The organism is Kribbella sp. NPDC043289 (assembly GCF_056436705.1).
The window spans coordinates 998,801-1,022,532 of record NZ_JBWKCB010000002.1 but is presented as its reverse complement, the minus strand read 5'-3'; the positions used below and the strand labels follow the sequence as shown (position 1 = coordinate 1,022,532).

The following is a 23,732-nucleotide window of genomic DNA, read 5'->3' as shown; positions in this document are numbered from 1 at the left end:
GTCAGTCACCAGCCAGCCGGACCCGCGGGTCCAGGAATCCGTAGAGCAGGTCAACGAGCAGATTGATCACCACGAAGATGGTTGCCACCAGCAAGATCGAGGCCTGGACGACGCCGTAGTCGCGGCGGCCGATCGAGTCGATCAGCAACCGCCCGACACCCGGCCAGGCGAACACCGTCTCGACGATCACCGTGCCGCCGAGCAGCGCACCGAACTGCAGGCCGACCACGGTCACGATCGGGATCAGCGCGTTCCGCAACGCGTGCACCAGAACGACAACGCCCTCGCCGAGTCCCTTGGCCCGCGCGGTCTGCACGTAGCCCTCGTGCACGACCTCGAGCAGTCCGCTGCGGGTCAGCCGGACGAGGATCGCCAGGAACGGCAGCGCCAGCGTGATCGTCGGCAGCACCAGGTGCGACCACGTTCCCGATCCGGCGCTCGGCAGCACCTTGAGACCGCGCGCGAACACCAGGATCAGCACGATGCCCAGCCAGAACGACGGGGTCGACTGGCCCATCAGTGAGAAGACCGAGATCGTCCGGTCCACCCAGCTGTGTGCCCGCAGCGCCGCGATCACGCCGAGCGGAAGACCGATCAGCAACGACAGCAGCAACGCGGTCGTCGCGAGCTGGATGGTCGCCGGAACCCGTTGCAGTACAAGGGTCATCGAGTCCGCGTTCAACCGGAACGACTGCCCGAAGTCCAGGTGCACGACGTTCGCCAGGTACGTCGCGTACTGCTGGATCAGCGAATGGTCGAGCCCGAGCTGCGCTCGCAGCGCGGCCACCTGCGCCTGGTCCGCGTCGGGCCCGAGCATGATGTACGCCGGGTCGCCGGGCACGAGCCGCAGTACGACGAAGATGATCGTGACGGCGCCCCACAGGACGAAGACCGAGAAGAACAGCCGCCGGACGACGTACGCCGCCATCAGACGCCGCTCCGCAGTACGGAGACCACGCGGCGGACCTCGTCGACGGAGCCCGGCTGGATCAGCTCGGCGCCCAGTGCGCCCGCGCAGGACCCGTCCGTGGCGCGGACCGGGACCGCGACCATGCGCGGCAGCGATGCCACCGGTCGCGCGTTGTGCGCGAAGCCGGACACCCGGATCCGTTCCAGGGTGTCGAGCAGATCGGGCGTACCGCTGACCTGGTCGGCCGGCAGCGCGGACAGATAGGCCCGGCCGAGTGCGCTCTGCCGCAGCGAGACGGCATGACCGGGCTGGATGGAGCCACCGCCAGCGACCGCGGCGACCTGCAGGACGGTTCCGGCGGTCTTCGGCAACGGCTTGGCGAGGACGACGAGCCGACCGAGCCGGTCGCCGAGATGCGCCAGCGTGGACTCGGGGCCGGCGCGTCGTTGCGCCCGGCGCCGGAGTGCCACCAGTCCGTCGGTCGCGGTGTAGCGGTGGTCGTCGACCTGGGCGGCCAGACCGTGGGAGCAGAACGTGGCGAGGATGCGGTGCACGGTGCTCTTGTGCAGACCGACGGTGCCGGCCAGCTCGGTGACGCCGTACGGGCGGTCCTCGCGGTTCAGCTCGGCCAGGACGGTGAGGGCACGGCTCAGCGACTGCATGGTGCCTCCTGGGCAGAAAGGACGCTGCCGTGAACGTTAACGGTAGCGTTAATGCACCGTAGAAGTGTGTGATTTACGTGTCAATAGACCACCGTTGCTCAGGGTGAAACGGCCCGTTGACGGCCAATTCCCGTGAACGTTAACTTCACACAACATCCACTTGATCCGCCCCCTTGGGAGGGACTGCGTGACGACATCCGACGTGCGCGCCGCGCTACTGTCCGCCGATCCCCGGCTGTCCAAGTTCTCGCCGCTGCCGCGCATCCTGGCCTTCGACGAGTTCGACAGCGGGACGCACGGCTGGACCGAGCTGCTCGGCAACTACAACGGCCGCGGCGACCTCAGCACGGTCGACGACCACATGCGCGACTTCCGGCCGCCCCAACTGTCGGCCTGCAACTTCTTCGACATCGGTACCCACGGAGCACTCAGCGGCACGTACGCGCTGAAGCTCGCGACCCGCCCGCACAAGGGCCACACGGCGGTCGCGATCCGCCGGCTCACGATGAGCGGCCGCGGCCTCGTGCAACTGGAGACGTACTTCGCCTTCAAGTCCGAAGCGACTCTCGGCGGTGGCGCGGAACTGGACAACTTCGGCGACGTGCAGTGGGACGGCAACACCCACCCGTCCGAGGCGCAGTTCGGCGCGTTCACGGTCGCGACCGACCTGTGCGGCGACGGCGGCCTGCGCTACCACACGGTCGCGCGCTACCAGAACACCGACCTGGACAACCACTTCACCCGGCAGTGGATGGCTCCGACCGTCCCCGAACCGACGCCGCGTGAACACTTCGAGGGCAAGGTGAAACTGGAGTACGCCGCCGACTTCACCGCGCCCAACCCGGAGGACTGGCAAGCGTTCGGCGAGCCGCAGGAGCTCTGCTACAACGAAGTACCGACCAAGGTGAACTGGCACTACCTGCGCTGGCTGATCGACACCGAGAAGCGCCAGAACGTCGAACTGCAGGTCAACGACCGCGTGATGGACATGCGCGACGTCCCGGTTCCGCCGTACGAGGAACGCTACGAGACGCTCGAGAACCTGCTGAACTTCTACTTCTCGGTCCGCACCCACAGCTCGGTGCGCAACTTCCTCTTCCTCGACTCCGTCCTCATCTCGGTTGATTGGTAGGCCCATGCGACAGTCCATGACGGCGGTGCTGGAACGCGACACCACGTTCGACACCCGGTTCGCGACCGAGCCGTACGAGGTCGCCTGGGCGAGTGAGGCACGCTGGTTCGTGCAGCACGTCGGCGGCGACGGTACGGCGACGTACATCACCCAGGTGTCGCCGGACGGCCTCACCTGGTGCGACCTGGACGACAGCGAGCACGTGGTCGAACCAGGCAAACTCGTGAGCTGGCCGGCCACCGGGTTCGGCCATTGGCTGCGGCTGCGCGCTAAGGTCGAGGGCTCGGTGCAGGTACGGATTCACCTGGCTGTGAAGGCATAGGAGACGGGGATGGGCGAGGCACGGCGGCCGACGCTGCGGGACATCGCGTCGGCGCTCGGGCTGTCGGTGAACACCGTGTCGCGCGCGCTCGGCGACAAGGACAGCGTGAGCGCGCGGACCCGGGCCGCCGTACAGGCCGAGGCGACCCGGATCGGGTACGTCCCGAACACGCTGGCCCGGTCGCTGGTGCTCGGCTCCGCGATGACACTCGGCCTCGTCATCACCAACCCCTCGAACCCGTTCTACGCGCAGTTGATCAGCAGCATCGAGCTCCGGGTCCGCGCCCAGGGGTACTCGTTGCTGCTGCTCGTCACCGACGAGAGCGCGGAGAACGAGCAGCGCGCCACCGAGGCGTTGCTGCGCTCCGCGGTCGACGGCGCCGTGGTCGTCCCGGTCCAGGCCGAGTGGGACCACTGGCGCCGCGTCCGGGACACCGGCATCCCGTTGGTGTTCGTCAACCGTGACGTGCCCGAGCTCGACTGCGACATGGTCGGCGTCGACAACGAGCGCGGCGCGTACGAGGCGACCAGTCACCTGATCGCGGGCGGCGCACGTCGGCTGCTGGTGCTGGAAGAAGATCTGCCGATCACCACGACCGCGGACCGGGTGATCGGGTTCCGGCGGGCGATGGCCGACGCCGGTCTCCCCGTCTCCGACGATCAGGTGCGCGCGGTGCCGACGAAGCGGTACGACTCACTCGCGCTGCCGTGGCAGCCGGAGGAGGCGTACCGGTTCGCGAGCACGCTGCTCACCGACGGACACCCGGACGGGATCGTCACCGGGAACGACTACTTCGCGCTCGGTCTGCTCCGGGTCCTCGCCGAGCAAGGTCTCGACGTCCCGGGCGACGTCGCGATCACCGGGTACGGCGACCACCCGTACGCCGCCTACCTGCAGACGCCGCTCACCACCGTGCGGCTGCCCGCGGCCGAGGTGGGGACGACCGCGGTCGCTCTCCTCCTGCAACGCCTGAAGAGCGGCGCCAGCGAACGCCCGAGGAAGACACTGATCCGCCCGGAGCTGGTGGTGCGCGCGTCGACGGGCGGACCGTCGGCACTCACCAAGCGCCAGAAACAGCCGAGTTCGGCGCCTCGCTGAGCGGCAGCCGGCGGTTCCCTGCGGGGTTGGTGAGTGGCGCAGGTCCGCTTACTCGTCCAGCCACCGACGCACCGACTCGTTGTGCTCGCCGAGGCGGGGTGGCGGGAGGTTGGTTTCGCGCGCGCCGGCGTACGGGTTGTCGTCGAAGCGGAGTGGCGGGCCGGGGAGCTGGATGGTGCCGAGCGTCGGGTGGTCGACGTCGATCAACAGCCCCTGCGAGAGCGTCTGCTCCCATTCGTAGACCTGCTGGAAATCGCGAACCTTCCCGGCCGGAATCCCCTTCTGCGCAAGGCGTTCCAGCCACACGTCCGCCGAGTCGGCCGCGAACGCGCTCTCGATCGCCGCGGTCAGCTCGTCACGCCGGGCGACGCGCTCGGAGTTCACCGCGAACCGCTCGTCGGCGGGGTCGAGCCCGACGATCGGGGCGAACAGCCGCCACAGCCCCTCGCTGCCGACCGCTACCTGCACGATGTCGTCCCGCGTCCGATACAGCCCGTACGGCGCGATCTGTGCATGGTGATTGCCGACTCGCTCGGGGAGCTGGTGCGCGACCGTCCACTTCGTCCCGTGGAAGGCGTGCACGCCGACGACCGCCGCGAGCAGGCTGGTCCGGACGACCCGGCCCTTGCCGGTGACGGATCGTTCGTGCAGCGCCGCGAGTGCGCCGTACGCGCCGTACATGCCGGCGAGTAGGTCCGCGATCGGGGCGCCGACCTTGGTCGGTTCGGTCTCGCCGGTGATGCTCATCAGACCGCCTTCACCCTGCGCGATCTGGTCGTATCCGGCTCGGCCGCCCTCGGGGCCGTCGTGGCCGAAGCCGGTGATCGACAGGATCACCAGGCCCGGGTTCAGCTCGTGCAGCCGCTCGGTCGAGAACCCGAGCCGGTCGAGCACCCCCGGCCGGAAGTTCTCGATCAGCAGATCGGCCTTCCGGACGAGCTTGGTGAGGAACTCTTTGCCCTCGTCCGACTTGAGGTCGGCCGTCACCGACTCCTTGTTCCGGTTCGCCGACAGGTAGTACGTCGCCTCCCCGTCGACGAACGGCGGTCCCCACCCCCGGCTGTCGTCCCCACCGTTCGGCGTCTCGACCTTGATCACCCGCGCGCCGAGATCCCCCAACATCATCGCCGCATGCGGCCCGGCCAGCGCCCGCGTCAGATCGACGACGACCACATCGGAGAGAAGATTCTGCACACCCGGAGCCTAGGCCAGGATCCCCTCGCCGACCGTGACGCGCTTCTCAGTCGCGGACCTTGCGGGCGAGGGAGGCGAGGCGGTGGGTGACGTCGCGGGGGCGTTCCTGCATCAGCATGTGGCCGGCGCCGGGGTAGATCCAGAGGCGGGCGGTGGGGAGCTGGGTGGCCATCCGGTTGGCGTGGCGCGGCGGAAGCAGGCGGTCGCGGGTGCCGTGCATGATCTCGACCGGGAGCTGTTCGAGGGCCTTCAGCGCGTCACCACGGTCGTGCTCAAGCATCGTCTCGAAGAACCCGCCGTACGACGGGCCGGGGACGACCGCCAGATCCTGCAGGAACAGGTCGACCTCGGCCGGGTCCGGCTTCTTCCCGAACACGACCTGCCGCAGCGCCGGCCGCTGCAGGTTCGCCGCGAGAACGGCCGCGCGCCGAGCAGCGCCGCTCACCCGCGAAGACCCATGCCTCGCACCTCCGGCGGCCCCCTCCGCCGGGTCGCCAACCGATTCCGCCCGACCTGAGCGCGCCGCCGCGCGGCGATCCGCTCGGGTGCCTACCAAGTTCAGGACGCGGGGTGCGATTCGAGAGGCTGCGGGGTCGAAGCGTTTGGGGAGGCCGAGCGCACCTTCGGTGAGGTGACCGGAGGTCGTGCTGACCAGGGCCGCCGCGCGGATCCGGGTGCCGAACAACTCCGGGTACCGATCCGCGGCCGCCATCAGGGTCATCCCGCCCATCGAGTGCCCGGCGTACACCACCGGGCCGTCGCCGACGACGGTGTCGAGAACGGTGACGAGGTCGTCGGCCAACTGGTCGAGCCGGGTTGACCCGGCGGGAGCGGCGTCCGACAGCCCGTGACCACGGTGGTCATAGGTGACGATCCGCACGCCGTCACCGAGGATCTCCGGCAGCTTCTCGACCTGGTTGTGCCAGGACCGGGTGGAGCAGGTCCAGCCGTGCACGAGCAGCACCGTCACCGGTGCGTCGGCGCGGCCGGTCACCTCGACGTTCAGCCGTACTCCGTCCGGCGTGGTGATGCCGGATCGCTCCAACTGGATCGTCACGCGGTCTCCCGTTCCCGTTCGCCGGCGGCCAGGTGGGCCTCCCGCAGCCGCCCGCCGCGGGCACCACGCCCAACGAGCCAGGCGATCCCGAACACTTCGAGCAGTCCGACCACGCCGAGCAGTGCGTAGCCGGCGTTCCATGCCCATCGTGGCACGTCGGCCCGCTCCTCGCGACGCAGCACCTGCTGCTCGTTGACGAAGTCGACCGTCTGCCCGTTCGACACCTGTACGGCAGGCTTCGCAATCGCGAGGTCTTCCGGCGCGTACACCCAGGCCGCCACCATGTCCCGCTGCCCCTGGTGCAGCCGGATCATCGACTTCCACTTCCCGTACATCGGCAACGCGTCCGCCGACCGGTACGTGCCGTCGGCAACCTTCTCCATCGGGTGGTACACCAGCCCGCCGCCCTGCCAGGCCAGCGCCTCGAACCACCGCGCGCCGTCGGCCGCGTCCTCCGGCGACAGCTTGATCGTCACGTACGCCGTCGGCTCGGCCCCCGTGGCCGCCCGCTCCAACGACACGACTCCCGACACACCCGGGTCCGCGGACCGCGGTACGCAGAAGAACACCGTGGCCGCGACCGCGACCAGCCCGACCGCGCCGAGCTGATGGGTACGCCGGACCGCGACCGGCCGGATGTGTTTGATCCCGACCGCCCGTTCCTCGCCCGCGACCTCGGCGTACCGGGTCGCCAGCCAGGCCCCGACGAGTCCCGCTCCGATCCCGACGACGACGCCGTACCCGATCGCGGACGGGAGCATCGAGGACGGCCACGCGATCGGCATCCAGACGTGACTCCAGGCGTACTCCGCGACGACGCCGACGGTCCCGATCAGCAGACCGGAGACGGCGCCCAGGCGGAAGCGGTTCTTGTTGCCCAGGGCAAACGCGGTGAGCTCGACGAGGAGTGCCTCGACGATCAGCAGCGGGAAATGCCCGACGATCTCGCCGAGCGGCTCGGCGACGGCCCACGCGATGCCGCCGCGGATCACCAGGTACACGGCCAGCGCGGCGAACGTCGTCCCCGGACCCCGCCGCGCCCGCAGGATCGTGAACGCCATCGCGGCGCCGAACACGATCAGGATCGGCTGCAGGATCAACGGGAACTGCGGTACGCCGTAGTTGAACTCGGTGCTGAACAGGTCCCACGCGATCAGCAACGCCCCGACCGAGACGATCTCCTGGCACCGGCGCCGGACGTTGATCCCGATCAACTGCTCCACCTCGGCCAGCGCGAGCAGCCGGGCGAAGATCGAGAAGACCACGCCGCCGATCATCAGCAGGTGGGTCGGACCCCAGAGCGTGACGTCCTCACCGAACAGCCGGTGCCAGACGTCGTCGAGTGGGAACCCGACGAGTGCGAACGTGCCGCAGACGGTGACCAGCGCCGCACTGCACGGGATCCGCCAGCCCTTGGTGAGCTTGATCGTCCGGGCCGGCAGCGGTTTGCCCGCCAGCGCGATCGGCAGTACGCCGGAGACGATCACGCCGAGGATGCCGAAGAAGATCGGGTAGTGCGCCGGTGTCCCGAACGGGCCGGTGTCGCGGCCGCGGTCGATGTGCACCGCGATGTCCCACCAGACGCCGAACGCGCAGGCGAGCAGTGAGACCGCGTGCAGGTACGGCGTCAGCGCTGCCCATCGGGGCACTCCGTCGAGTCGCCCGATGGTGTCCGCGAACCGGCCGACGAGCGTGACGCGGCCGGTGCGTTCGCGCCACAGCAGGACGGCGAGCGCGACGTACAGCAGCGACACGACGCCGGTGACGATGGCGATCTGGTCGAAGCTCGCCGTACCGGTGGTCGCCAGCGGGATCGCCATGGACACTCTCCTTCAGGACATGAGGCATGCGCCATGGAACATGTTACATCGACTATGTAACGTGGAGTCTGGAAGACTGTCAAGGGTGGAACGGAACGCGGACGCGGAGCTCACCGTCGACCAGCTCGCCGCCAAGGTGGGCATGACGGTCCGGAACGTGCGTGCCTACGCCGGGCGCGGGCTGATCCCGCCGCCGCGGCTGGTCGGCCGGACCGGGTACTACGGTCAGGACCACATCGCCCGCCTGACCCTGGTCCGGGAGCTGCTCGACAAGGGCTACACGCTGGCCGCGGTCGAGCGGATGATGGGCGAGCTGCCCGACGGGGCGATGGCGCTGGGCGTCTTCGAGACCCTGGTGAACCCGTGGAGCCCGGCGGAGCCGGAGGAGCTCGACGAGGTCCAGCTCGCCGAGCGGGCCGGCGTACCGCACGATCCGGCGGTGATCGAGCAGATCGTCGAGCTCGGGATCGCGGAGCGCCTCGACGACGGCCGGCTGCGGATCCCGAACCCGGACCTGCTCCGCACCGGACTCGAGGTGATCAAGCTCGGCGTCCCGATGCAGGCGATCTTCGAGATGCTCCCGAAACTGTTCGCGCAGGCCGACGCGGTCGCCAAGATCTACGTCGAGCTGTTCCGCTCGACCGTCTGGCGTGACTTCACCAACGCCGGCATGCCCCCCGACGGCTGGCCGGAGATCCAGCGCACCCTCGAGGGCATCATCCCCCTGGCCGGCCAGGCACTCGTCGCAGCCTTCCGCGAGGCAATGGGCCGCGAGATCGAGCAAGTCGCCTACGAAGAACTCGGCCTCGACCCGAAAACCCTCCCCTCAACGGGCTAGCACTCACCTCCGCGGTTTCCCAGTCGCGACGCGCACCAACCGATCCGCCCTCGCGGCGACATCCTGCGCCGTGGTCAACCCGTCCAGATACCGCCCGTACCAATGCACCATGCTGGTTGCCTCACGCATCAACTCGAGCTCCGGCAACGCTTCCAGCTCGGCCTCCGACAGCGGGAACCGCTCGAGATAACCGTGCCGGAGCGCAGCGCCGACCTGGCCGAAGAAGTACGCGCCGACCGCGAGATCCATCGCCCGATATCCGGGACCGGCCGTCTCGAAGTCCAGGATCGCGGTCACCCGGTCGCCGACCATCAGCACGTTGGTGACGGCGAAGTCACCGTGGATGATCTGCCGCGGCAGATCCGTGCGCGGCCGAACACTCCGCAGAATCCGCTCGACGTCGGCGCGGTGATCCACAGGCACGCCGCCGATCACGAGCGCAAGGTCTGGCACCCGCGGATGGATCGCTGTCAGATCCCCATCCCACATCTGTGACGCCGGCAGCCCGGCTGGGTCCAGCTGTCCTAGTACGTCGTCGAGCTCGGCCAGTGCACGTCCACACGCTGCTGCCTGCACCGCGTCGTCCCGATCCGGGTGTTCCCCCGGGAGTCGCCGGCTCAGGCTCGCGGTCACGGGCTCGCGGACGATGGTCGCTCCGTCGTCAGCCGGGATCGGCACGGGTACCGCGAATGACAGTCCGTCGAGTGCACGCAGTACGGCGTGCTCGTACGCCGACGCTGCGTTGCGGTAGATGCGCAGTACGAACTCGTCACCGACGTAGTACGCGGTGTTGTTCGTGCCCGCGCCGACCGGGCGTACGTCGTACCCCTGAAGTCCCCAGCGCCTCAGTAGCTCGTCCACCCCGGCATCATCCCCTGGGTGTCATCAGGGATTCTTCGGGTGCGGGATAGGTAATCCTCCGCATGTGTGAACCGGTCCGGGCGCGGCACCGTGTAGCTAGCAGAACGGCCCGCACCGAAAGACCACGACCATGAGACTCCGGCTTCACGTTCACCACCTCCGTAGCGGTGGCTGGTGTGCCGACATCGACGACGACAACGATCGGCAGCCCGACGACCCGTACTGGTGCGTCGACGACTGGCCGACGCTGGAGTCCGCTCTGACTGCCGGGTGCGCGCAGCTGGCCAAGCTCGCCACCACGCCCGGCATCTCGCGCGTCAGCGGGTACTACGAACCTGCGCTGGCTGCCTGAGCAAACGGGGGCTGAGCGAACGGGGGCAGGACCAACGGGGGCAGGGGGCCCGGCGAACCGCAGGGGGTTTGCCGGGCCTCACTGATGCGCGTGCCGGTCGGCCGGCTTGTCCGGGAGATCCCCCAGGTCGGCGTCCCAGTCGTCGCCGTCGTCGTCGGGCAGGTTCGCCTCGTTGCGGCGGGCGATCCGGAGAAACGCGATGATCAGGAAGATCGGCCCGACGACCATCGCGGTCTCGGGGATCCCACCCATGTGCAGCGCGATCACGACGCGGTCACCAGCGCGATCCCGCCGGCCGTGAACGCAACCATCGCCGCGAGCATCGGGTACTGCGCTCTGCGCAACTGCCGGCGACGGAACAGATCGGCAGCGCGATCGTGCGCGGACACCACCCCGAGGACGTGTCCGAGCACGATCGCACCGATCTGGACCCCCGCGATGAACCCGGTGCTGAGGAACGCGTAGTCGATCCGCATGCCGCTCGTCCCGAGCACGTCCCAGCCGCGCCCGAACGGGTCGGTCGCGAGCAGCCAGCCCTCCTGCCCCTGGAACATCGCGAACGAGAAGTAGTGCGCCACGGCGTACCCGATCGCGATCGGGACCAGCGAGTGCGCGAACGCGCCGGGCAACCCGGCGGTGCCGAGGGCGCCGGGGCGTACGTCGGCGGTCGTCCGCGCGGCGAGCAGGAAGAGACCGGTCACGATCGCCACCGCGACGATCAGACCGAGTGTGTAGACGACGAGGTGCTGCGGGCGGCTGAGTTCGCCGGTGCGTTGCGTCCAGACCGACCAGCGGGAGACGCCGTCGAAGGCCGTTGACCCGAGCAACAAACACAGCAGGCCGACGACACCGGGTTGCTGCGGCAGTTTCGCCAAGCCCGCTAGCGGATTGCGCAGCACCAGTTGGCCGTTCTCGCGGGCCAGTGGGCTCAGGTGGGCGAGTACTTCGGCGTACACCTCGAAGCTGTCGCCGATCGCGGACCAGCTCGGGCCGTAGACGATGCCCGCAGCAACATTCGCCACGGCGTACACGGTGACGGCGATCGCGACCGTGCGCGGCTCCGAGCCGTCGGGGTAGACGAGCTCCAGCCAGAGGAACACGGCAAGACCGGCGACCGCCGGCCAGTAGGCGATCCGGTCGGGGAGCTGCCGGTGGGATGTGCGCTGCAGTAGTCCCGCGATCGTGCGGAGTGGATTCGCGAGCCGCCAGATCGGGCCACAGACGAGGGACAGCGGGATGATCCCGACCCAGATCCACACGTACAGCCAGGTCGGCGCCGGGTTCCGCGACGGCTCGGGATCGCCGAACCACGCGGCCCCCAGCAGCAGCGCGAACGCCACCAGCCCGGCCAGCTTCAGCACGACGCGGGTCGCCGGATGATCGACGACACGGGTCAGGACACCGAGCGGCCGGCCCACGGTCCCCTCGAACCGCGGGCGCGACCAGAACGCGGCGAGCGCGAAGAACGACACCGCGACCGCGGCACCGGCGGAGTAGATCGCCAGCCACAGCGGCACCGGCAGGTCCCCTCGACCTCCGATCCCGTGCAGCGGCAGCAGCAACTCCAGCACCGCGGCATCCTCCGATCAGCCGGGCTATCCGACCGATCGAATGTAACACGCTCGATGTCACATAGCGAGAGTCTGATATTCGCCGGCGTCGAACCGGCGGGTGAGCCGCCGGAACCGGAATGTGAACGACGGCCACAGGGTGGTGTTCCGGCCCGCCGAGTCGAGGTACCAGCTGGTGCAGCCGCCGCGGGTCCAGACCGTGTTCCGCATCGAGGACCGGACGCCGTCGACGAACGCGCGCTGGACGTCCCGGCGTACCTCGACCTGCTTCAGGCCCTGGGCGTCCATCGTCTTCAGGGCGTCGATGATGTAGGCGATCTGGGACTCGATCATGAACACCATCGAGCTGTGGCCGAGGCCGGTGTTCGGGCCGATCAGCATGAAGAAGTTCGGGAAGCACGCGATCGCTGTCCCGAGGTGGGCCTCCATGCCGTCGGCCCAGGCCTCGCGCAGCGAGACACCGTCGCGGCCGTGCACCATGTCCATCACCGGCAGATCGGTGACCTTGAAGCCGGTGCCGTAGATGATCGTGTCGACGTCGTGCTTCACGCCGTCGGTGGTGACGATGCCGGTCGGGGTGACCTCGGCGATGCCGTCGGTAACGACCTCGACGTTCGGGCGCGCGACCGCCGGGTAGTAGTCGTCGGAGATCAGCACCCGCTTGCAGCCGAGGGTGAAGTCCGGCGTCAGCTTGGCCCGCAGCAGCGGGTCGCGGACCTGGTGCGCGAGGTGCTTCTCGGCGACCTTCTGCGCCTGCTTCATGATCGCCGGCAGCTTGGCGAACCCGAGCACCATCGACTCGCGACCCCAGTAGATCCCGGCCCGGACAGCCTTCTGCACAAGGGGGAACCGCTTGTAGATCGCCTTCTCGGCCGCGCTGATCTTGCGGTCCGGCCGCGGCATCACCCACGGCGGCGTCCGCTGGAACAGATGCAGTTCCTCGACCTCGGGCTGGATCGCGGGCACGAACTGGATCGCCGACGCGCCGGTACCGATCACGGCGACCTTGCGGCCACTCAGATCCAGGTCATGGTTCCAGCGCGCGGAGTGGAAGACCTCACCCTCGAAGTCGTCGATCCCCGGGACCTTCGGGTACGACGGCTCGGCGAGCGGACCCATTCCGGACAGCACGATGTCCGCCGTGAACTCGCCCTCGCCCGTGTGGATCCGCCATTGACCGTCCTCCCAGTGGGCGGACTCGACGGCGTGGCCGAAGCGGATGTGCGGGCGGACCCCGAACGCGTCGGTGACGAGCCGCAGGTAGTCCTCGATCTCGGGCTGCGGCGAGAACGTCGACGACCAGTTCGGGTTCGGCGCGAAGGAGAACGAGTACAGGTGTGAGGGGACGTCGCACCGGCAGCCCGGGTAGGTGTTGTCCCGCCAGGTGCCGCCGACGTCGTCGGCGCGCTCGAGGACCACGAAGTCGTCGTACCCGGCCTGCTTCAGGCGGACGGCCATGCCGATCCCGGCGAACCCGGTGCCGATCACCACGATCCGGTGCTGCTCGCTCATCCTGGCCTCCTGCTCGGCTGAACTTACTCATAGTAAGTTACTCGGAGTCAGTTAGACTGCGCAAGTGACGTCGACCACCGTTCCGCCAGGCCCGCCGAAGCGCCGCCGCGACCGCGCAGCGCGGGAGCGGGAGATCCTCGAGGCGGCCGAGCGGATCTTCGGCGAGCGCGGGTACCAGGGCACGTCGATGGACGACGTCGCCGCCCAGGTCGGGGTCTCGAAACCGCTGATCTACCAGTACTACGGCTCGAAGGACGGACTGTTCCTCGCGTGCCTCGCCCGGCTCCGCGGACACCTGCTGGACACCGTGTCCGACGCGGTGCTGGCGGCATCGGACGCCGAGGACGCGCTGTACGCCGGGTTCCGCGCGTGGTTCCGTTTCCTGGACGAGCACCCGCAGGCGTGGTCGGTGCTCGTCGACGAAGGCATGCTGAGCGCGGGCCCCGCCGCGGAAGCGACCGACGAGGTACGGGCGGCCTTCATCGAACTGATCGCGACGATGGTGCGGATGAACCTCCCCGCCGGCCGCGCGGTCGACGACGACGAGATCCAGATCGTCGCCCAGAGCATCTCCGGCGCCACCGAACGCCTCGCCATCTGGCGCACCCGCACCCCCAACCCCCCAACCCCCGAAAAAGTAGCCCGCACCCTCCAAGACCTCCTCTGGCAAGGCCTGAACACCCTCAAAGTGACGGGTTAGGTTCGTCGGGTGCGGATCGAGTGTTTCGCGGAGGGCGACGTGCCGCGGGAGCTTCGGCGGCAGATGCTGGGATTGCAGGACGACGCCTGGCCTGGGTCCACTACGCCGATGAACGCCTTGGTGCATGATCCGGCGCTCGACCCGCTCTCGATGCTTCTCGTCGATGAGGGTGTGGTGGTCGCGGCGCTGGATGTTCTGCGTAAACCGCTCCAGCACGCGGGCAGCACCTACCTGGCCGGCGGGTTGAGCACCGTGGTGACGCGCGCGGATCGTCGTGGCGAGGGACACGGGCATCGGCTCGTCACCGCGGCCCGGTCCGCGATGATCGAGCGCGAGCTGGATCTGGCGATCTTCACGTGTGATCGCGAACTCGGGCCGTTCTACGGTCGCGCCGGCTTCCGCATCCTCCCCGGCACGGTTCTCGTCGGTGGGACCGATGACAACCCGTTCCCGAGCGATCAGCCCGGCTTCGACAAAGTCACGGTCGGCGCCTTCTTCAACCCTGCTGTTGAGCAGTCCGACTTCCACCACGCCAGGATCGGTCTCTACCCAGGCGAGATCGACAAGCTCTGGTGAGGGTCAGTCCGTGAGGATGTCTGCGATGAACTGCTGGCCGTCGGGGATCGCGTCGGGGTTGCGGGCGCGGTAGTACGGGATCGCGATCAGACACAGCGAGAGCGCCCAGCCGCGGGCGCGAAGCCAGGTGGGCTCGTCGACGGAAAGGGCTTGTTTGTAGGCCTTTCGGGACTCGCCTTCGAACAGCCACCACGCGGGCATCACGTCGCCGGCCGGGTCCGCGGCGCGCGCCGTACCGAAGTCGATGATCGCCGATAATTTGCCGTCGGCAACGAGGATGTTGCCGGACATCAGGTCGCCGTGGATCCAGCGCGCCGATCCGGCGAACGTGTCCGCGGCGAGCGATTCCTCCCACGAGGCGAGCACCTGGCCGACGTCGAAGTACTCGCGGAGTTCGTCGAGTGCTTCGCGGAACATCGCGTCCCGCGGCGCGAGCGGCGTACCACGCTCGAACGGATCGTCCGACGGCACCGGCGCACCGGTCGCGTCCACCTCCCGCAGACAGCGCACGAACTCCGCGAGCTCCCCTGCGATCTGGACCGGGTCGGCGTTGTCCGGCGCGTACGGCTCCCCCGGAAGCCACCGGTAAACACCCCAGGTGAAGGGATAACCGGCCCCGGGCACCCCGAGCTCCAGCGGCTCCGGGATCGCCAACGGCACGTACGGCGCGAGTCGTGGCATCCACGCGAGGTCCTTCTCCACCTGCCCCCGGTTCCGCTCCGTCCGCGGCAACCGGACCGCGAGCTCGTCCCCCACCCGGAACGTCACGTTGTCGGTGCCGGACCGCTCGACCACGCGCACCGGCAACCCGGTCCACTGCGGGAACTGTTCGACCAGCAGTCGCTCCACCAGCGCGGAGTCGATCTCGACCTCGTCATCGTGCAGCTTCGGTACACCCGTCATCGCGCGACTGTCACACCTCGCCGTACGGCGGTCAACCTCTTTAGCCACAGGTACTGCAGTTAGAGAATGTCGTACGGCTCCAGCCTCGGGCCGACGGTCGACCGGCCTTCGACGTACCGCGGCTGGACGTAGTCGATCCCCGGCTCGCCAGTCCCGCCGATCACGGACAGCAGCCGCTCGGCCGCCCGCGCGCCGACCGTCATGAGCTCCGGGTCGAACGTGCTCAACGGGTGGTCCGGCCGAATCACGCCGGCCAGCCGGTTGTCGTACCCGACGATCGCGATGTCGTCCGGCACCCGGATCCCGTGCCGGTGGAAGCTGGCGAACAACCCGATCGCGATCTCGTCGTTGGCGGCGAAGATCGCGTCCACCGGCTGGCCGCTCGCGATGATCCGCTCCGCCGCGTCGAGCCCCCAACGCTGCCGGTAGCTGCCGTACAGCGGCACGCCGCCCATCGCGATCGGCATCCCGGCCGCCGCCATCGCCCGGGTGAACCCCTCGACGCGCGCATCGACGGCCGGCTCGTGGACGGCGGCCGTGACGTGCGCGATGTGCCGGTGCCCGAGGCGGATCAACTGCTCAGCCGCGGCCGCGCCGGCGCCGCGGTTGTCGGGCGCGACGACATAGTCCGTCTCCGGTGTCGCCGACGAGGACGCGAAGACGACCGGTACGGCTAAGTCCTCCGACAGCACGAGACTCGCCCGGTTCGGATCGTCACCGACGACGAGCATCCCGTCGATCCGGCGGGACCGCAGCCGCTTCAGGTAGTCGTGCAGCACCCGCGGCGTACCGTGCGCGTCCAGGGTGACCGCGGCGATGTTCTGCCTGCCGAGGTGGTTCGTGGCGCCCATGATCAGCGGCATGCTGAACCGTCCGTGCGCGTTCTCCGCGAGCACGCCGACGATGAAGCTGCGCCCGGTGACGAACGACCGTGCGATCATGTCCGGCTGGAACTGCAGGCGCTCTGCAGTCTCGATCACCTTCGCCCGTGTCTCGGCGGACACCCGGCCGACACCGTTCAGCGCACGCGAGGCGGTGGTCAGCGAGACGCCCGCCACCCGGGCGACGTCACTCATGCTGGCCCGTTTCGCCATGACTGTCTCGACTCCTCCTCGCGCGACCGGTAGAGACCCCGAGTGTAGAGGGGTGCAATCGCTTGCGCTTAACGCGTCGTAAACAGGGCAGAATCGGCCGCGAAAATAGTTGCGCTACGACGGGACTCCTGATGACGGAACGACCGCTCCCCGAACCCTGGCAGGACGCCACGCTGCCCGACGACCTCCCACCCCTCGGCGCCGACGTGATCGGCACTTTCACCCGCACCATCTTCGGCCACACCCCACCCGGCGGACAGCTCACCGACCTGGTGCTGCAGTCCCGCGAGGACGGCGTACTCGACGGAGCGGCCGACCGCCTTCGCCACCGCGCCGTGATCGCCTGCCCGCTCGGCGATCTCGAGCTCGACCTCCTCACCCACCTGCCCGCGGGCGCCAACTCCGCGCCGGTGATCGTCGTACTGAGCTTCACCGGCATCGAGGACACGATCGACAGCGAACAGGCCCGGCGCTGGCCCTACGCCACGATCACGAAGGCCGGGTACGCCGTACTCGCGGTCGACTACCGCCAGATCGAACCCGACGACCCGGCACCCACCGCGACCGGCGTTCGGGCGCTCTTCCCCACCACGGACGGCGAATCCTGGGGCGCGGTCGCGGCCTGGGCCTGGGGGCTGTCCCGCTGCCTCGACGTCGCCGGGCGCATCGAAGGCATCGACCCGACCGACGCGATCGCCGTCGGCCACTCCAGGTTGGGCAAGGCCGCTCTCTGGGCCGGCATCCAGGACGAGCGGTTCGCCGTGACGGTCTCCAACGACTCGGGCTGCTGCGGCGCCTCGCTCTTCCGGCACCCGGGCGGTGAGGACATCGCCGCGATCACGTCGAGGTTCCCGCACTGGTTCGTCCCGTCGTTCACGGCGTACGCCGGTCGCGAGAACCGCCTCCCGGTGGACCAGCATCAACTGCTGGCGAGCATCGCGCCCCGCCGCGTCTACGTCTGCAGCGCGGAGGACGACGCGTGGGCCGACCCGGTCGGCGAGTACCTGGCCGTGGTCGCGGCCCGTCCCGCGTTCGGCGTGAACGACATCGGCTATCACGTCCGCCCGGGCGGCCACGACCTCATCGAGGAGGACTGGCGGCACATCCTCGACTTCGTACGGCGCTGAGCACGCCGCGGCCGCCCCTCCCTCGGAAGGGCGGCCGCGAACGTGTCAGTTCTGAGGCGCGGTTCGGGAAGCCGCTCCTGATGACCGAGTGGAACTCCGACCCCAACCAGGGCACGACCCACCGAGCGTCGTACATCCAAAGTCAGTTGGCGGAGTTCCGGTCACACCGCCAGACCAAGGGTTTTGGCGTGTGCCGGCGGCGATCAGTGGAAGGTTTTGGTCGCTGGGCGGCTATTTGTTTCCACAAAGCCGGGGGCACGCGCCGCGCGGGCGGGGGTGGTAGTCGCCCCTGAGAGCCGACCCTGAAAGTGGGCTGACGGATGTCATGGGTCGGTTGTGACGGGCGATCCAGGTCCGGTACGGCGTTTCTCGGGAAGCTCTGCGTATGACGACAACGACTGCGGTCAGCCTGCGGGGTGTGACCAAAAGGTATGCGGACGTGCAGGCCGTCGCCGGGGTGGATCTGACGATTCGGGCCGGTGAGGTGGTGGCGCTGCTCGGCCCGAACGGGGCCGGTAAGTCGACCACGATCGAGATGCTGCTCGGTCTGGTCAAGCCGGACCAGGGCAACGTCCAGGTGTACGGCGGGACGCCCACCGACGCGATCGCCCAGGGGCAGGTCGGTGTGATGCTACAGAGCGGCGGCATCATCGAGGACGCGAAGGTCGGCGAGCTGCTGAATCTCGTCGCCGGCCTCCACAAGGACCCGATGCCGGTCCAGGAAGCGCTCGAGCGCGCCGGGATCGGTGACCTGACGCGCCGGACCATGAAGGGCCTGTCGGGCGGCCAGAAGCAGCGGGTGCGGTTCGCGATGGCGATCATCCCGCAGCCGGACCTGATCGTGCTGGACGAACCCACGACCGGGATGGACGTCGAGGCCCGTCGCGACTTCTGGGCGTCGATGCACGCCGAGACCGCCCGCGGCCGGACCGTGCTGTTCGCCACCCACTACCTGGAGGAGGCGGACGCGTACGCCGACCGCGTCGTGCTGATGCGGCAGGGCAAGGTCGTTGCCGACGGCACCTCCGCGCAGATCAAGGCGAGTGTCTCCGGGCGGACCATCCGCGCCACGATCCCGGGTGCCGATCTGGCCGCGCTCGCGTCGCAGCCCGGCGTACGGAACGTGGAGACCCGTGGTGACGTGGTGCTGCTGCAGTGTGCGAACTCCGACGACACCCTGCGGTACCTGCTGGACAACACCAAGGCGCACGACATCGAGGTGACCTCGGCCGACCTCGAGGACGCCGTTCTCGCGATCGCCGACCAGAACAAGGCACAGGAGACGCTGGCATGAACCGCAACTACCTGATCTTCGACATCCGCCGCACGCTGCGGAACCGGCGGGTGCTGATCTTCTCGATCCTGATGCCGCTGGTGCTGTTCCTGATCTTCGGCCTCACGATCCCGAAGGACGCCAACGAGGCCGGGATCTCCGCGATCGCGTACGTGATGGTGAGTATGGCGATGTTCGGCTCGATGTCCGCCGCGATGAGCAGCGGCGGCGTGATCGCGGCCGAGCGCGACGGCGGCTGGAACCGGACACTCCGCCTCACCCCGCTGAAGCCCCAGGCGTACGTCGTGAACAAGGTGATCCTGAGTCTGCTGCTGGCCGTCCCGCCGCTCATCGTGGTCTTCCTGTGCGGGATGACGTTCGGCCACGTCCACCTGAGCGCCTCGCAATGGATGACGGTCGCGTTGGTGTCCTGGCTCGGTGCGCTGCCGTTCGCCGCCATCGGCCTGGTCATCGGGTACGTCGCCAAGCCGGACAGCGTGCAACCCATCACGGGCTTGAGCACGATGCTGATCGCAGCGTTCGGCGGACTGTGGTTGCCGGTCGACCAGATGCCCTCGGTGATGAAGCACATCGCGCAGCTCACCCCGGCGTACTGGACCGGTCTGACGTCCCGGAGCGCCTTGACGCAGAGCGGTGTGGACACCCAGGCGCTGCTGGTGGTGCTCGGCTGGACGCTCGTCCTCGGGTTCATCGGGCTGCGCCGGTACCAAGCGGACACCGCTCGCGCCTGAACCATCTCCTGGACCGCCCGCGGCCGATCGCTCGGGCGGTCCAGCACGACAAAGGATTACCGTGACCACCGTGAAGACGTCACCAAACGTGCTGGACGGCTTGGCCGAGCGGATGGGCGGCGGCCCCGGCCGCTGGGCCTGGGTCGCCGGCGGCATCTGGCTGTTCTACCTCTCGCAGCCGCTGCAGAGCATCTCCGAGCGTCAGCACGGCGTCGTGAAGGTGCTCGGGTTCGCCACGGTGGTCCTGTTCGGCGCCAGCTACCTCGGGTTCTTCGCGCTGCTGCGCAGGAACGCCACGTCCGGGATGCTGCCGCACTGGCAGCGGATCGCCTACCTCGGCGTGATGCTGACGCTCTGCCTGCTGATGATCCCGACCGCCGGTCAGACGGCGCTCACCGGGCTCGTCTACATCTCCGCGGTCTCGATGATGCTGTTGGAGATCCGTACGGGGATCGCGTTCGTGCTCCTGCTGCTGGTCGGCGCCGAGGTGTCGATGCGGTTGGTGCCGGGCTGGACCGCCGACAACAGCTACGGGTTCGCGATCTTCCTCGGCGCGCTCGCGACGTTCGGGATGCGGCGGGCGATCCAGCGCAGCATCGAGCTGAACGCGGCCCGCAGGGACATGGCCGAACTGGCCGTGCAGGAGGAACGCAACCGGTTCGCCCGGGACCTGCACGACATCCTCGGCCATTCGCTGACCGTCATCACGGTCAAGGCGGAGCTGGCCGGCAAGCTGATCGCGGCGAATCCCGAGCGGGCCGCCGTCGAGGTCTCTGACGTCGAGAGCCTGGCGCGGGCCGCGCTCGCCGACGTCCGGGCCGCGGTCGCCGGGTACCGCGAGCTCAGCCTGGCCGGCGAGCTGGTCTCGGCCCGGGCCGCGCTGCAGGCCGCCGAGATCAAGCCGGAGCTGCCGACCAGGGTCGACGAGGTACCGGAGGAGAACCGGGAGCTGTTCGCCTGGGTGGTGCGCGAGGGCGTCACGAACGTCATCCGCCACTCCGGTGCGCAGCGCTGCACGATCCGGCTCTCGGCGACGCAGATCGAAGTACTCGACGACGGGAAGGGTCCGACGCCTGGAGGCGGCGCGTCCGGGCACGGGCTGATCGGGTTGCGCGAGCGGTCGGACCTGGCCGGCGCGAGTGTTCAGATCGGGCAGGCGCCCGGCGGTGGGTTCCGGCTGGCCGTGAAGGTGGACCTGTGAGGATGGTGCCGTGAGCATCCGACTGCTGATCGCCGACGACCAGGCGCTCGTCCGTGGCGCCCTCGCCGCTCTGCTGGACCTCGAGCCCGATCTGGACGTGGTGGCCGAGGTCGGCCGTGGTGACGAAGTGATCGACGCCGCGAAGAGCTCCCGGCCGGATGTCGCGTTGCTGGACGTGGAGATGCCCGGTCTGGACGGGATCGAGGCGGCGGACGCGTTGCGCATCGCCGTACCCGGGGTGCGGGTGCTGATGGTGACCACGTTCGGCCGGCCGGGGTACCTGCGCCGCGCGATGGAGGCCGGTGCGGCCGGGTTCGTCGTCAAGGACACGCCCGCGACACAGCTCGCGGACGCGGTCCGCCGGGTGCACCAAGGTCTCCGCGTGGTCGATCCGTCACTCGCCGCCGAGACCCTGGTAGCCGGGACCAGTCCGCTGACCGGCAGGGAGTCCGACGTACTCCGGGCCGCGCGCGAAGGTGGCACTGTCGCCGACATCGCCAAGGAACTGCACCTGTCCGAAGGCACTGTCCGGAACCACCTGTCCGCCGCGATCGGCAAGACCGGCGCCCGGACCCGCGCCGAGGCCGCCCGGATCGCTCTGGACAACGGGTGGTTGTAGCCGGTCCCTACCTCTAGGGTTGCCCTAGGGGAGGGATCTGATGTCGATTGAGCAATTCAGTGTCCGGGGGCGGTTGGCGGACACGGGTGAGGGGATCACGCCGGACGAGTTGCAACTCGCGGCGCGGAACCACGGCATGCCGCTCGAGGGGATGCGGTACGACGTGACGCCGCCGGGACTGCACTACGTCCTGGTGCACTACGACATCCCGGCCACGAACGCGGGTGACTGGTACCTCGAAATCGGTGGGTGTGTCGAGGAGCCGCTGTCGATCGGGCTGACCGAGCTGCGGGCGATGGGGCGGCGGACGATCCGGGTCACGTTGGAGTGCGCCGGCAACGGCCGTGCCAACTTGCAGCCGCGCCCGATCAGCCAGCCGTGGTTGTCGGAAGCGGTCGGTACGGCGGAGTGGACCGGCGTGCTGCTGGCGGACCTGCTCCGGTTCGCCGGGATCCGCGAAGATGCCGTGGACGTGGTGTTCACCGGTGCGGACCACGGCGTGGAGCGCGGGGTCGAGCAGGACTACCAGCGGGGGTTGTCGCTGACCGAGGCGATCGACTCCGGTGCGATCGTCGCGTGGGAGATGAACGGCGATCCGTTGCCACCGCAGCACGGGTACCCGCTGCGGCTCATCGTCCCGGGGTGGTACGGGATGGCGAGTGTGAAGTGGCTGCGGTCGATCGAGCTGATCGATCACGAGTTCCAGGGCTTCCAGAACTCGGTCGCGTACCGGATCAAGCACGCGCCGGACGATCCCGGGAAGGCCATCACCCGGATCGCACCGCGGGCGCTGCTGGTCCCGCCGGGGTTCCCGGACTTCATGAGCCGCAACCGATTCGTTGCCGCCGGCACCGTTCCGTTGTTCGGCCGGGCCTGGTCCGGGTGGGCGCCGATCGAACGGGTCGAGGTCAGCACCGACGCCGGCGTGAACTGGCACCCGGCGACGTTGGATGCCCCCGGCAACGACGATTTCGCCTGGCGGGCGTTCGCGTACGACTGGGAGGCGACTCCGGGCGAGCACGTGCTTACGGTCCGCGCGTACGACGCGGCCGGCAACGAGCAACCGATCGAGGCCGACTGGAACCGTGGCGGCTTCGCGAACAACTCCGCGCAACGGATCACGGTCGTCGTCACCTGATCCGCCGCGTGTCGCTGGCGAGTTCCGGCGTACCCGCGTCACATCCTGGAGTGGTACACGGTTCTCACTCCAGGAGTGATGCGGTGAACGACAACCACCTGCACGCGCGGGTCTTCCGGACAACACACGAGTGGTACGCCGACGTCGACGACGAACTCGACCCGCAACCGGACAACCCCCTCTGGCACGGCACCTACACCACCCAGCCCGCCGCCCTAGCAGCCGCCTGCACTCACCTAGCCGCCCTCCAACAAGCATCCTGAGATCCTCACAGGAGAAAGAACGCGAACAACCCAGCGGCAACGAGAGCGGCGAGTACGAAGAGCGGGTAGGCGTACCACGGCACGTCCCAGCCGGCGTCCGCGGCGAGCACGTTCGTCGGATCGTCCGGATCGACCTGTACGCCGATCCGGTCCCCCACCCGCGGCAGCGGATCGAGCTCGTCGGCCCCGTCGATCTCCACCCTCGACCCGTCGTGCGGGTGCGTCACGGCGATCGTGACATCGTGGTTCTTCGACCACTTGTCGATGCTCACCGAGACCACCACCGCCTGCTCCACCCGAACGGTCCGAGCCACCCACTGGTCGTGGCGCACGCCGACGATCCCGAACGGTGCGACGGCGAGACTGCCGAGCACCAGAACGCTGCCCACAACCATCCGCAGCAGTCCGAGCCACCGCGTCCGCCCGCGACCGGAGCGGCTGTGGCGACCGCCGCCTGCTCTCGTATCGCGGCGGGCCCGCGCCTCGGCCAGAGCTCGTCCGTGGGCGCGGTCGCGGCGTTCCTGCGTTCGTAGGGTGGGTTGTTCGAGGCGGTTCCACCAGGCGAACTGCTCGACGACCCAGCGCGCGGGATAACACGCCCCGCCCGCGATCGCCGCACAGAGCAGCGGATGGTCGTAGAGGTAGCTCGGCCGGGCCAGCCAACCGACGAAGTACAGACTGCCACCGACCGCACCGAAGAAGAACAGCAACAGCGCCAACTGGCGACCGTGGAGGTCGTCGTCGGGGTCGCTCACCG

General features: G+C 69.0%; 26 protein-coding genes. 14 read left to right on the top strand and 12 right to left on the bottom strand.

The window, feature by feature from the left end; all coding sequences use genetic code 11:
- Position 1: 1 nt before the first annotated feature.
- Together nikB and AC0662_RS16655 are read right to left on the bottom strand one after the other, a co-directional pair.
- Positions 2-928 (bottom strand): nickel ABC transporter permease, encoded by a 927-nt coding sequence (gene nikB / locus AC0662_RS16660; protein ID WP_452194937.1) that lies wholly within the window; start codon positions 926-928, stop codon positions 2-4.
- A complete protein-coding gene (locus tag AC0662_RS16655; protein WP_478301482.1) occupies positions 928-1,572 on the bottom strand; it encodes a helix-turn-helix domain-containing protein in 645 nt (214 codons plus the stop codon). The genes nikB and AC0662_RS16655 overlap by 1 nt, the downstream gene beginning before the upstream one ends.
- Positions 1,573-1,759: 187 nt before the next feature.
- Between AC0662_RS16655 and AC0662_RS16650 the strand changes: the two genes are divergently transcribed.
- The 3 genes from AC0662_RS16650 to AC0662_RS16640 are packed head-to-tail and all read left to right on the top strand — an operon-like array spanning position 1,760 to position 4,124.
- Entirely contained in the window at positions 1,760-2,704 is a 945-nt protein-coding gene (locus tag AC0662_RS16650) for a DUF6772 family protein (RefSeq protein ID WP_452194933.1), read from the top strand.
- A 4-nt stretch (positions 2,705-2,708) separates the two neighbouring features.
- Positions 2,709-3,026 (top strand): hypothetical protein, encoded by a 318-nt coding sequence (locus AC0662_RS16645; RefSeq protein ID WP_452194932.1) that lies wholly within the window; start codon positions 2,709-2,711, stop codon positions 3,024-3,026.
- A 9-nt stretch (positions 3,027-3,035) separates the two neighbouring features.
- Positions 3,036-4,124 carry a LacI family DNA-binding transcriptional regulator gene (locus AC0662_RS16640; protein WP_452194930.1) on the top strand — a complete coding sequence of 363 codons (1,089 nt, stop codon included), beginning with the start codon at positions 3,036-3,038 and terminating at the stop codon, positions 4,122-4,124.
- Positions 4,125-4,172: 48 nt separating this feature from the next.
- On the opposite strand, the gene AC0662_RS16635 is transcribed toward AC0662_RS16640, so the two are convergent.
- From AC0662_RS16635 to AC0662_RS16625, 3 genes are read right to left on the bottom strand one after another with little or no spacing between them, the layout of a single operon-like run.
- Positions 4,173-5,318 (bottom strand): CaiB/BaiF CoA transferase family protein, encoded by a 1,146-nt coding sequence (locus tag AC0662_RS16635; RefSeq protein WP_478301479.1) that lies wholly within the window; start codon positions 5,316-5,318, stop codon positions 4,173-4,175.
- Positions 5,319-5,364: 46 nt separating this feature from the next.
- Entirely contained in the window at positions 5,365-6,375 is a 1,011-nt protein-coding gene (locus AC0662_RS16630) for an alpha/beta fold hydrolase (RefSeq protein WP_452194926.1), read from the bottom strand.
- Positions 6,372-8,195 carry a hypothetical protein gene (locus AC0662_RS16625; RefSeq protein WP_478301476.1) on the bottom strand — a complete coding sequence of 608 codons (1,824 nt, stop codon included), beginning with the start codon at positions 8,193-8,195 and terminating at the stop codon, positions 6,372-6,374. The genes AC0662_RS16630 and AC0662_RS16625 overlap by 4 nt, the downstream gene beginning before the upstream one ends.
- A gap of 85 nt (positions 8,196-8,280) precedes the next feature.
- On the opposite strand from AC0662_RS16625, the gene AC0662_RS16620 reads away from it, so the two are divergent.
- Positions 8,281-9,033 (top strand): MerR family transcriptional regulator, encoded by a 753-nt coding sequence (locus AC0662_RS16620; RefSeq protein ID WP_478301474.1) that lies wholly within the window; start codon positions 8,281-8,283, stop codon positions 9,031-9,033.
- A 3-nt stretch (positions 9,034-9,036) separates the two neighbouring features.
- Here AC0662_RS16620 and AC0662_RS16615 read toward each other — a convergent pair whose 3' ends face one another.
- On the bottom strand, positions 9,037-9,894 hold the full coding sequence (locus AC0662_RS16615) for a phosphotransferase enzyme family protein (protein WP_478301472.1): 858 nt from the start codon (positions 9,892-9,894) through the stop codon (positions 9,037-9,039).
- A gap of 130 nt (positions 9,895-10,024) precedes the next feature.
- Here AC0662_RS16615 and AC0662_RS16610 point away from each other — a divergent pair, with 130 nt between their 5' ends.
- A complete protein-coding gene (locus AC0662_RS16610; protein ID WP_478301470.1) occupies positions 10,025-10,246 on the top strand; it encodes a hypothetical protein in 222 nt (73 codons plus the stop codon).
- A 78-nt stretch (positions 10,247-10,324) separates the two neighbouring features.
- Here AC0662_RS16610 and AC0662_RS16605 read toward each other — a convergent pair whose 3' ends face one another.
- The 3 genes from AC0662_RS16605 to AC0662_RS16595 are packed head-to-tail and all read right to left on the bottom strand — an operon-like array spanning position 10,325 to position 13,329.
- Entirely contained in the window at positions 10,325-10,513 is a 189-nt protein-coding gene (locus tag AC0662_RS16605) for a hypothetical protein (RefSeq protein ID WP_452194917.1), read from the bottom strand.
- Positions 10,510-11,817, bottom strand: a complete 1,308-nt coding sequence (locus tag AC0662_RS16600) for a hypothetical protein (RefSeq protein ID WP_478301468.1) — start codon at positions 11,815-11,817, stop codon at positions 10,510-10,512. The genes AC0662_RS16605 and AC0662_RS16600 overlap by 4 nt, the downstream gene beginning before the upstream one ends.
- Before the next feature lie 57 nt (positions 11,818-11,874).
- Positions 11,875-13,329 (bottom strand): flavin-containing monooxygenase, encoded by a 1,455-nt coding sequence (locus AC0662_RS16595; protein WP_478301466.1) that lies wholly within the window; start codon positions 13,327-13,329, stop codon positions 11,875-11,877.
- 64 nt (positions 13,330-13,393) lie between these two features.
- Between AC0662_RS16595 and AC0662_RS16590 the strand changes: the two genes are divergently transcribed.
- Positions 13,394-14,029 carry a TetR/AcrR family transcriptional regulator gene (locus AC0662_RS16590; RefSeq protein ID WP_452194911.1) on the top strand — a complete coding sequence of 212 codons (636 nt, stop codon included), beginning with the start codon at positions 13,394-13,396 and terminating at the stop codon, positions 14,027-14,029.
- A gap of 9 nt (positions 14,030-14,038) precedes the next feature.
- A complete protein-coding gene (locus AC0662_RS16585; protein ID WP_478301463.1) occupies positions 14,039-14,605 on the top strand; it encodes a GNAT family N-acetyltransferase in 567 nt (188 codons plus the stop codon).
- 3 nt (positions 14,606-14,608) lie between these two features.
- Here the strand turns inward: AC0662_RS16585 and AC0662_RS16580 are convergent, their stop codons facing one another.
- Both AC0662_RS16580 and AC0662_RS16575 read right to left on the bottom strand, forming a co-directional pair.
- Positions 14,609-15,508 carry an aminoglycoside phosphotransferase family protein gene (locus tag AC0662_RS16580; protein ID WP_478301461.1) on the bottom strand — a complete coding sequence of 300 codons (900 nt, stop codon included), beginning with the start codon at positions 15,506-15,508 and terminating at the stop codon, positions 14,609-14,611.
- 59 nt (positions 15,509-15,567) lie between these two features.
- Positions 15,568-16,602: a LacI family DNA-binding transcriptional regulator gene (locus tag AC0662_RS16575; protein ID WP_452194905.1), complete on the bottom strand. Its 1,035-nt coding sequence runs from the start codon at positions 16,600-16,602 to the stop codon at positions 15,568-15,570.
- 131 nt (positions 16,603-16,733) lie between these two features.
- Between AC0662_RS16575 and AC0662_RS16570 the strand changes: the two genes are divergently transcribed.
- From AC0662_RS16570 to AC0662_RS16540, 7 genes are all read left to right on the top strand, one after another.
- Positions 16,734-17,729 carry an alpha/beta hydrolase family protein gene (locus AC0662_RS16570; RefSeq protein WP_452194903.1) on the top strand — a complete coding sequence of 332 codons (996 nt, stop codon included), beginning with the start codon at positions 16,734-16,736 and terminating at the stop codon, positions 17,727-17,729.
- A gap of 418 nt (positions 17,730-18,147) precedes the next feature.
- On the top strand, positions 18,148-19,023 hold the full coding sequence (locus AC0662_RS16565) for an ATP-binding cassette domain-containing protein (protein ID WP_478301459.1): 876 nt from the start codon (positions 18,148-18,150) through the stop codon (positions 19,021-19,023).
- The gene (locus tag AC0662_RS16560) at positions 19,020-19,754 is read left to right on the top strand and encodes an ABC transporter permease (protein WP_452194899.1); all 735 of its coding nucleotides are present in this window, start codon (positions 19,020-19,022) and stop codon (positions 19,752-19,754) included. Before AC0662_RS16565 ends, AC0662_RS16560 begins: the two co-directional genes overlap by 4 nt.
- A 70-nt stretch (positions 19,755-19,824) precedes the next feature.
- Complete coding sequence (locus tag AC0662_RS16555; RefSeq protein WP_478301456.1) at positions 19,825-20,955, top strand: sensor histidine kinase; 1,131 nt, start codon at positions 19,825-19,827, stop codon at positions 20,953-20,955.
- A gap of 10 nt (positions 20,956-20,965) precedes the next feature.
- Positions 20,966-21,574 carry a response regulator transcription factor gene (locus AC0662_RS16550; RefSeq protein WP_478301454.1) on the top strand — a complete coding sequence of 203 codons (609 nt, stop codon included), beginning with the start codon at positions 20,966-20,968 and terminating at the stop codon, positions 21,572-21,574.
- 40 nt (positions 21,575-21,614) lie between these two features.
- Positions 21,615-22,712 (top strand): sulfite oxidase, encoded by a 1,098-nt coding sequence (locus tag AC0662_RS16545; RefSeq protein ID WP_452194893.1) that lies wholly within the window; start codon positions 21,615-21,617, stop codon positions 22,710-22,712.
- An 83-nt stretch (positions 22,713-22,795) separates the two neighbouring features.
- Positions 22,796-22,975: a hypothetical protein gene (locus AC0662_RS16540; RefSeq protein ID WP_478301452.1), complete on the top strand. Its 180-nt coding sequence runs from the start codon at positions 22,796-22,798 to the stop codon at positions 22,973-22,975.
- Positions 22,976-22,980: 5 nt separating this feature from the next.
- Here the strand turns inward: AC0662_RS16540 and AC0662_RS16535 are convergent, their stop codons facing one another.
- On the bottom strand, positions 22,981-23,730 hold the full coding sequence (locus AC0662_RS16535; protein ID WP_478301450.1) for a hypothetical protein: 750 nt from the start codon (positions 23,728-23,730) through the stop codon (positions 22,981-22,983).
- Positions 23,731-23,732: the final 2 nt, after the last annotated feature.